Here is a 7484-nt window from a genome sequence, read left to right as displayed (position 1 = left end):
GGTTCGTGCGGGGGAGGGTTCGGTCATGGGCGCCAGCTCACCCGGTGTTCGGCGAGGTGGGCCAGGATCGCGTGGTTCGCCTCCCAGCCGTCCGGGAACTTCACCAGCGTGCCCAGCTGGACCGGTTCCGTGGAGGGGTAGTCGTCGAGGAGGTCGCCCACGCCCGCGCGGCAGACCACGATGCAGGCGTGGCGGTGCCGGGAGGCGAGGACGCACAGGCGGCCGGTCTCCAGGTGGAAGGCCGTGGCGTCGGGGCGGCCGGACAGCGGGTGCAGGACGACCGTGACGTCGTACTCGCGGCCCTGGAGCCGGTTGGCCGTGTCGACCGTCACGTCCGCTGCACCCAGCTCGGCGAGCGCCGCGCGGACCGCCGCCGCCTGGTCGCGGTGGGCCGTGCCGACGGCGACGCGGTCGGGAGTGAGGGGGGAAGGGTCCGGGGAGCGCTCGGAGGTGGCCTCGCCGCCGCGGTCCAGCAGCCGGCGGACCACCGCCGCCACCGCGCGGACCGCCTCCGGATCCGTGCGCGGAGTGTGCCGGGCGGGCAGCTCCAGCAGGCCCCAGCCGGAGCGCGCCGCCTCGTCGATCACCCGGTCCGGGCCGGAGCCGTCGGACGGGACGGCGAAGGCCAGGGCGCGGTCGCCGTGGTCCGTGCCGCTGCGGAACGGGGTGTACGGATAGAACGCGTCCGAGACCAGCGGGGCCGCCGAGGCCGGGAGCCGCCAGGACACCGGCAGGCGGTGCTGCGGCAGGGCCGGGTTGTGCGCCAGGAGCGTGCTGACGGCGGAGGCCGAGGGGTCGTACGACAGGCCCGCCCACTGCTCGCTGCCGACGATCGCGAACGGGTCCAGCTGGCCCGGGTCGCCCACGAACAGCGCCCGCTCGAACAGCCCGGCCACGGCCAGCAGCGAGTCCGAGCGCATCTGGTACGCCTCGTCCACGATCGCGTGCCGCCACGGCTCGTCCACCGTGACGTGCGCCCACTTCGCGGCCGTGGACAGGACGACGGGCAGGTCCTTCAGGTCGGCCGCCTTCGCCGAGGTGCGGACCTGGGGCAGCTCGTCCAGCGCCGCGTCGTACGCGTCCGCGTCGCTGCTGTGGAGGCGGCCGACGGGCAGCTCCGGGTTCTTCTCGGCGAGCCGCAGGACCAGGTCGTCCACCTGGGCGTTCGTCTGGGCCACCACCATCAACGGGCGCCCGGCGTCGGCCAGTTCGAGGGCCGCGCGGACCACCAGCGTGGACTTGCCGGCACCCGGCGGGGAGTCCACGACCACGCCCCGCTCGGTGCCGTGCAGGGTGTCGCGCAGGATCGCGTCGGTGGCGCGGGCGGCAGCGGCTCCGGGGTCGAAGCCGACCGCCGACGCGGGATGCGGATGCGCGGGACTCACAGGACGTCCTCCTCGGTCACGGCGTCAGGGGCCTCCGGCGCGGGCTCGCCCGGCGGGCCGCCGTGCGTCCACGGGGTCTGCTCCGGGTCGGGCAACTTCGCGCCGCCGCGCTGCTCGTGCTCGAACAGCGTGAAGCAGATCCGGTCGCCCTTCTCCGGCACCGAACCGGGCTCCGGCTCCTTGCCGCGGCCCATCTTGTCCAGCACCCGCAGGACCAGCACTCCGTCGGCCTCCTGCCCGACCACCTCCGCCGACTGCGGCCTGCCGCCCAGCGAGCGGTACACCTTCGCCCGCTCGGCCGTCTGCGGCCGGTCGTCCGTGCGGACCGTCACCAGCGGGCGCGGGCTCGGCCGTCTGCCCTCGCTGTACGCCATGACGACATCGATCACCTCGCCCGCGAACGCCTCCCCGGCCAGCCGCCGCCCCGCCATCACCAGCGGGTCGTCCAGCGCCTCCTGCGCCTCCAGCCGGGCCTGCTCACGCTCGCGCGTGGCCAGTTTGTTCGCCGCCGTCACCGCGTCGTCCCGGCGCGGCTGCGGGGGCTCGCCCGCCAGCACCCGGTCCCGGTGGCCCGTGAACGACCAGCGGTCCCGGGTCCAGCGCTCCTCGGCGTACGCGCCCTGGGGCAGCTGCCGCAGCAGGTCCAGGCCCCGCCACACCGCGTCCCAGGTCGGCCGGGTACGGCCGGCCACCAGGTCGCGGATCTCCCGCTCGGCCGCCGTGAGCGCGGCCAGCCGGTCGTCGGCGGTCACGGCGTCCTCGGCGGTGGCGAGCGCGGCACGCGCGCGGTCGTAGCGCTCGATCGCCGGGGCCAGCAGCTTGTTGTCGAACGCCGGGTCGGTGGCCGGACCGGCCGGCGGGCAGAGCAGCTGGCCGTCGGCGTCCCGGGCCAGCTCGGCCGCGCGCGCGGCCTGCGCGCCCGAGATGCCCTCGGGCGGGTCGATCCAGGCGAGCAGCGCGCCCAGATGCTGGTCCTCCAGGCTGGACTGGCCGGTGGCCCAGTGCCGCGAGAGCACGTCGGTGAGGGCGAGCAGCAGCGAGGAGCCGGGGACGCGGGCCCGCTCGCCGTAGTGGGTCAGCCAGCGGCCCAGCAACGGAATGCGCGGCGGCGCCGGATGGGGCGCCTCAGGGTCCTGCTCGGCCGTGCGGCGAAAGCGCGTCGAGCGGCCCAGCAGCCGGACGAAGTCCAGTCCCGCGCGGCTCGGCACGATCAGCTGGGGCGCGTCCGCGCACAGCTCCACCTCGACCTTGACCCGCTTGCCGGTCTCCGGGTCGGTCTCGGTGCGCTCGGCCGCCTCCACGGGCTCCGCGTGGGCGTCGATGTACGGCAGCACGACGTCGGCCAGGTCGGCGAGGAAGCCGAAGCGCAGGTCGCGGTCGCGGGGCTGCGGCACGACCAGCAGGCGGGGCGCGTCCCGGTCGGTGCCGACCAGCGCGCCCAGCGGGGCGCCGGTCTCACCGGCGGTGGTGAGCGGCACGAACACCAGCGGGCGCGCGGACAGATGCCGGTGCCGGACGGTCGCGACGGGCTGGGCCCGGCCGCTGTCGACGGCCTCGAACCGGGCCAGGGTCGTGATCAGCGACACGCGGTCACCTCCTCCGGCGAGCCGACGCGCCCGCCCGGCACACCCGCCACCCCCTCCGGCGCCGCGGCGCGCACACCCGGCGCGCCGGCCAGTGCCTCGGCGCGCAGAGCGGCGGCCCGGCGCAGGGCCGCGACCGCCGGGTCGTCCGGGTCGCCCCGCTCGCCCCGGGCCGCCGCGAGGACGTCCTCGACCGTGGCCAGACCGCCCAGTTCGGCGCGCAACGGCCGGCCGAGGCGGGTGACGGCGCCCGCCGCACGCGCGCGGTCCCGGCAGTGGAAGGCCAGTTCGCACGCGGACAGGCACTCCGGCGCGTACGTCGCCGGGACCGCCGCCACGGCCGCCGTCAGCTCCCCGGCACTGCGGTCGGGCGCGAAGCACGCGCCCTCGGGCAGGGCGTCGGCGATCTCCTCGATCCGGGTGAGCCGGGCCAGCTGGCGCGCGGTGACGGCGCGCTGCCTGCGCACGTCCACGGCCGATCCGGCCGCCAGGTTGGAGAAGTCCTTCGGGCACACCAGCAGCACCCGGTGCCGCACGCGCGGGGCCGGAGCGCTGTCCTGCGCGCTCGCCTCCCCGGCAGCGGCGCGCCCCTCCGGCTCCGCGCCGAGGCGCCCGGCCACCTCCTCCAGGGCCAGCACGTACACCGCCGCCTGGCGGGCCGCCGCGCCGACCTTCGCCGGGTCCGCCGCGCCGTCCAGCATCGGGAAGGACTTGATCTCCACCACCGACCAGCTGCCGTCGGGGTGCACCACCACCGCGTCCGGCTCCAGGAAGGCGAGCGAACCCGCCACGTCCAGCGCCAGCATCGGATGGTCCAGCAGCGTCCAGCCACCCGCGCGTGTGGCCTCCCGCAGCGCCAGTGCCGTACGCGCCGTACGCCCCTCGGGGCCGTGCGCGGTCAGGTCGGGCACGGCGGCGCCCTCGGGCGGCGCGGCGTCCGGGTCGAGGCGGGCGTGCGCCAGGCGCAGCAGCTCGGCGCCGCCGTCCGCCTTCACCCGCGCCTCGAACGCGTTGCCCCGCGTCAGCGCGAACTGCGACTGGCCGAAACCGGACGGCGCACCCAGCGCGCTCGCCAGCCGCGCCTTGTCCACCCCGGCGCCGTCCAGGATCGCCCGTCTGCGGCACCCGGGGTTCGCGGCGAGCGCCGCGAGGGCACGGGCGTCCAGGGCCTTGGCCGGTACGTCGGGACCGCGCAGCTCAGCGAGCCGATGCCGCAGCCCCTTCGCCCTCGTCGCTGGGGGACGTGTCGGGTTCGGCCCCGGCGTCGAGCCGAGACTCGCGCTGCCGTGGAATTCGCTCACCCGCGGAAGTCTGGCATTCGCCACTGACAATCGGGGAAACCGTGGCGTCGGCGACCGGTGCGAGGCGCGGGAACAGGCGGGTCCGGAGCCGGTCCAGGACCCGCGTCACACGCGGCGCCAGCAGGTGTCCGACGCCCATCACGGCGACGCCCGCGACCGCGTCCAGCAGATAGTGGTTGGCGGTGCCCATGACCACCAGCGCGGTGCCCAGCGGGTAGGCGACACCGAGGATCCTCGCCACGCGCGTGCCACTGTGCCGCCACAGCATCACCCCGCACCACAGCGCCCAGCCGACGTGCAGGCTCGGCATCGCCGCGTACTGGTTGGTCATCCCGCCCAGCCCGCGCGGCGCGCTGGCGTCGCCGCCCCACCAGCCGTAGGAGCTGTAGTGCGCCATGGTGTCCACGAAACCGTGCCCGGCGGCGAGCAGCCGGGGCGGGCAGGTCGGCAGCAGCGTGAAGCCGATCAAGCCGATGAACGTGGACGTCATCAGCCAGGTGCGGGCCCGCCGGTAGTGCTCGGAGCGGGCCCTGAACAGCCAGATCAGGATCGCGGGTGTGATCAGGTAGTGCAGCGAGGCGTACCAGAAGTCCGCCGGTACGCCGAGCCAGGGCTCGCGTGTGAAGAGCCGGTTGAGCGGGTGCTCGGCGTTGAGGTGCAGGGTGTCCTCGATGCGCAGGATCGCCAGGCCGTGGTCCACGGCGGAGGCGACGTCACCGCGCACGAGCAGGCGGCCCGCCGAGTAGCAGCCGTAGACCAGGAGGATCAGCGGCAGCTCGGTCCACCAGCGCAGCCGGGTGGGCGGGGCCGCCCCGGTGCTCGGTGTCTCGGTCGGCATGGATCGCCCTCCCCCTTGTCGTGCTGTGCGGCCCGCGCCCCTCAGGGCGACCGTGCCACTTTACGGTGTTCGTCCGTCGCCCCCGCGGGCGCGCCCTCTCCGCTCAGGAGGGGCCCGAGCGTTCGCCCGGGCGACGCGCCCTCGCGGGCACTCAGACCTCGAAGACGCCGAGATCGCCCGAGGGGTTGCCCCGGCACGGGGTGAGCGATGATGGAGGGGTCCCCTTCGCATCCGGAAAGGTCTCCCATGGCACCGCGCATCCTGCTGGCCCGGCACGGACAGACCGCATGGTCACTGTCCGGCAAACACACGGGCCGGACGGACGTACCGCTGCTGGAGGAGGGCCGGCGCGGCGCCAAGCTGCTCGGTGAGCGCCTGCACAGCGCCCCGCTGGACGGGCTGCCGGACGTGGAGGTGCGCACCAGTCCGCTGGTACGCGCGCGTGAGACGTGCGATCTGGCCGGCTTCGGCGACCGCGCCACCGACTGGGACACGCTCATGGAGTGGGACTACGGCGCCTACGAGGGACTGACCCCCGCCGAGATCCACGCCGGGCGGCCGGACTGGCTGATCTGGCGGGACGGCGTTCCGGAGGGCGAGACCCTCGCGGAGGTCACCGCGCGCGCGGACGAGGTGGTCTCGTGGGCGCGCTCGGCCGACCGCGACGTCCTGATCTTCGCCCACGGCCACATCCTGCGCTCCATAGGCGCCCGCTGGCTGGGCCTTCCGCTGGCCTTCGGCGCCCGCCTGCGGCTGAACCCGACGTCGCTGTCGGTCCTGGGCTGGGCGTACGGGGAGCCGGCCGTCCACAGCTGGAACGACGTGGGCCACCTGGCGCCCTGAGTCCGTCCCGAGCCCGGTCAGACCCGCCCCGGCCTCGGCACGCAGGCGTGCCGGTCCAGGAACTCGGACACCCCGGACGCCCGCCGGTGCGGCAGCAGCACCCGTGCCGTACCCGCCAGCATGCTCTGGATCCGTGAGGACTGGACCTGGTCCAGCAGGGAGAGCACCCGCATCCCGGCGGCGGCGGCCTCGTCCGGCCGCCCCTCACGGGCGAGATCGTCGGCCAGTTCGGCGGTGTAGAGCGCGATGTTCCGGCTGAAGTGAGGATCCTGCAACTCGGTCGCGCGGTACGCGTGCCGTGACGCGCGCCGCCAGTCGCCCAGCGTGGACCAGCACTGCGCCTCCAGTCCCTCCAGCTCGGCCTCGCCGTAGAAGCTCATCCACTCGGGGTCGGCGTCCGAGCGGCCGCGGATGAAGAGGGTCTGGGCCCGCACGAGCGCCTGCTCGCAGCCGGTGCGGTCGGCGAGCCCCGCCCAGCCGCCCGCCTCGCGCAGGGCCAGCAGGGACATCAGCCGGGCGGAGCCGAGCGGGCGGGCGGCGCGCTGGGCGGCCTGGGCCGCGCGGACCGCCTCCCGGGGCCGGCCGGCGTCCCGCGCGAGGAACGCGGTGTTGCAGAAGGCGTGCGCCTCCAGGGCCGGGTCCCCGGTCATCCGGGCCGTGGCCAACGCCTCCGCGTAGTGCGAGCGGGCATCCTCGAAGCGGCCCGAGTCATGGGCCAACCAGCCCACGGAGATGGCGAGTTCACCGGCGCCCGAGTGCAGCCGGTCGGCGGTCGTCTGCCGGGTCGCGCCGGCGTCCAGCAGCGCGTATGCGGCGCGCAGCGGAGCCGCCGCGCGCCGGTAGAGGCCGTCCGCGCCGTGCCGGTCGTCGAGCAGCCGGATGCGGCGGACGGCCTCCTCCAGGGCGGTCGCCTCGGTCGTTCCGGCGCGCCCGGGGCGTCTGACGGCGGCCGCGGCGTCCGGGGCGAGCCCCAGCGGGGCCAGCGTGACGGCGGCCATCGTGGCGCCGCCGCCGGTCATGAATGCGCGACGCAGCACGTCGCTCTCCTCGTGGTTCAGGTGGTGGTTCTCGTACGGCTCGCGCGGGGCATACGGCTCGTGCGGGTCGTACGGGTGGTGCGGGTCGTGCCGGTCGTGCTGGTCCTGCGGGTCGCACGCGTCGTGCGGGTCCTGCGTGTCATACGGCCCGGAGGCCGCCCGCGACTCACCGAGCCCGTCCGCGGCGGGGCGCGCCGCCCGCCCGCGCACGGACGAACGCGGCGCGAAGCCGAGGTCGGTGAGCGTGCGGCCGGGGAACATGTGCAGGAACACCCGCTCGTACGCGTAGTTCGGGCAGCGGATCTCACCCGCCTCGACCCTGCCGATGTACCGCGCGTCACAGCTCACCCGCTCACCGATCTCGCGCGCGGCACGCCGTACGAGCGCCGCGAACTCGGCCGGTGAGCGCCTGCCGCGCAACTGCCGGAAGGCGAGGTTGGGCCGTGGTGGCTGTTCGGACTGTGACGAGGTCACGGTTGACGACGCCATGGCCGGGT

Annotated in this window: 6 protein-coding genes; 1 reads left to right on the top strand and 5 read right to left on the bottom strand. The window is 75.6% G+C overall.

All coding sequences use genetic code 11. From position 1 onward, the window contains the following. Nucleotides 1-23: 23 nt before the first annotated feature. From ACFC8N_RS03385 to ACFC8N_RS03370, 4 genes are read right to left on the bottom strand one after another with little or no spacing between them, the layout of a single operon-like run. Entirely contained in the window at nt 24-1385 is a 1362-nt protein-coding gene (locus tag ACFC8N_RS03385) for an AAA domain-containing protein (protein WP_376285920.1), read from the bottom strand. Continuing rightward, the gene (locus ACFC8N_RS03380) at nt 1382-2971 is read right to left on the bottom strand and encodes a hypothetical protein (RefSeq protein WP_376285917.1); all 1590 of its coding nucleotides are present in this window, start codon (nt 2969-2971) and stop codon (nt 1382-1384) included. Before ACFC8N_RS03380 ends, ACFC8N_RS03385 begins: the two co-directional genes overlap by 4 nt. Continuing rightward, entirely contained in the window at nt 2962-4185 is a 1224-nt protein-coding gene (locus tag ACFC8N_RS03375) for a hypothetical protein (protein ID WP_376286265.1), read from the bottom strand. The genes ACFC8N_RS03380 and ACFC8N_RS03375 overlap by 10 nt, the downstream gene beginning before the upstream one ends. Next, complete coding sequence (locus tag ACFC8N_RS03370) at nt 4166-5107, bottom strand: phosphatase PAP2 family protein (RefSeq protein ID WP_376285914.1); 942 nt, start codon at nt 5105-5107, stop codon at nt 4166-4168. Before ACFC8N_RS03370 ends, ACFC8N_RS03375 begins: the two co-directional genes overlap by 20 nt. 246 nt (nt 5108-5353) lie before the next feature. On the opposite strand from ACFC8N_RS03370, the gene ACFC8N_RS03365 reads away from it, so the two are divergent. Next, on the top strand, nt 5354-5950 hold the full coding sequence (locus ACFC8N_RS03365; protein ID WP_376285911.1) for a histidine phosphatase family protein: 597 nt from the start codon (nt 5354-5356) through the stop codon (nt 5948-5950). 17 nt (nt 5951-5967) lie between these two features. On the opposite strand, the gene ACFC8N_RS03360 is transcribed toward ACFC8N_RS03365, so the two are convergent. After that, nucleotides 5968-7476, bottom strand: coding sequence for a hypothetical protein (locus tag ACFC8N_RS03360; RefSeq protein WP_376285909.1), 1509 nt, complete (start codon nt 7474-7476; stop codon nt 5968-5970). Nucleotides 7477-7484 lie beyond the last annotated feature (8 nt).

The sequence above is a fragment of the Streptomyces sp. NPDC055966 genome (assembly GCF_042269865.1).
Classification (GTDB): domain Bacteria; phylum Actinomycetota; class Actinomycetes; order Streptomycetales; family Streptomycetaceae; genus Streptomyces.
This window is presented reverse-complemented; position numbering and strand designations above follow the sequence as displayed.

What these genes read in the sequence shown, in the direction of transcription:
- ACFC8N_RS03365 (WP_376285911.1), top strand. Translation starts at nt 5,354, where the DNA reads ATGGCACCGCGCATCCTGCTGGCCCGGCACGGACAGACCGCATGGTCA.
- ACFC8N_RS03360 (WP_376285909.1), bottom strand. Translation starts at nt 7,476, where the DNA reads ATGGCGTCGTCAACCGTGACCTCGTCACAGTCCGAACAGCCACCACGG.
- ACFC8N_RS03370 (WP_376285914.1), bottom strand. Translation starts at nt 5,107, where the DNA reads ATGCCGACCGAGACACCGAGCACCGGGGCGGCCCCGCCCACCCGGCTG.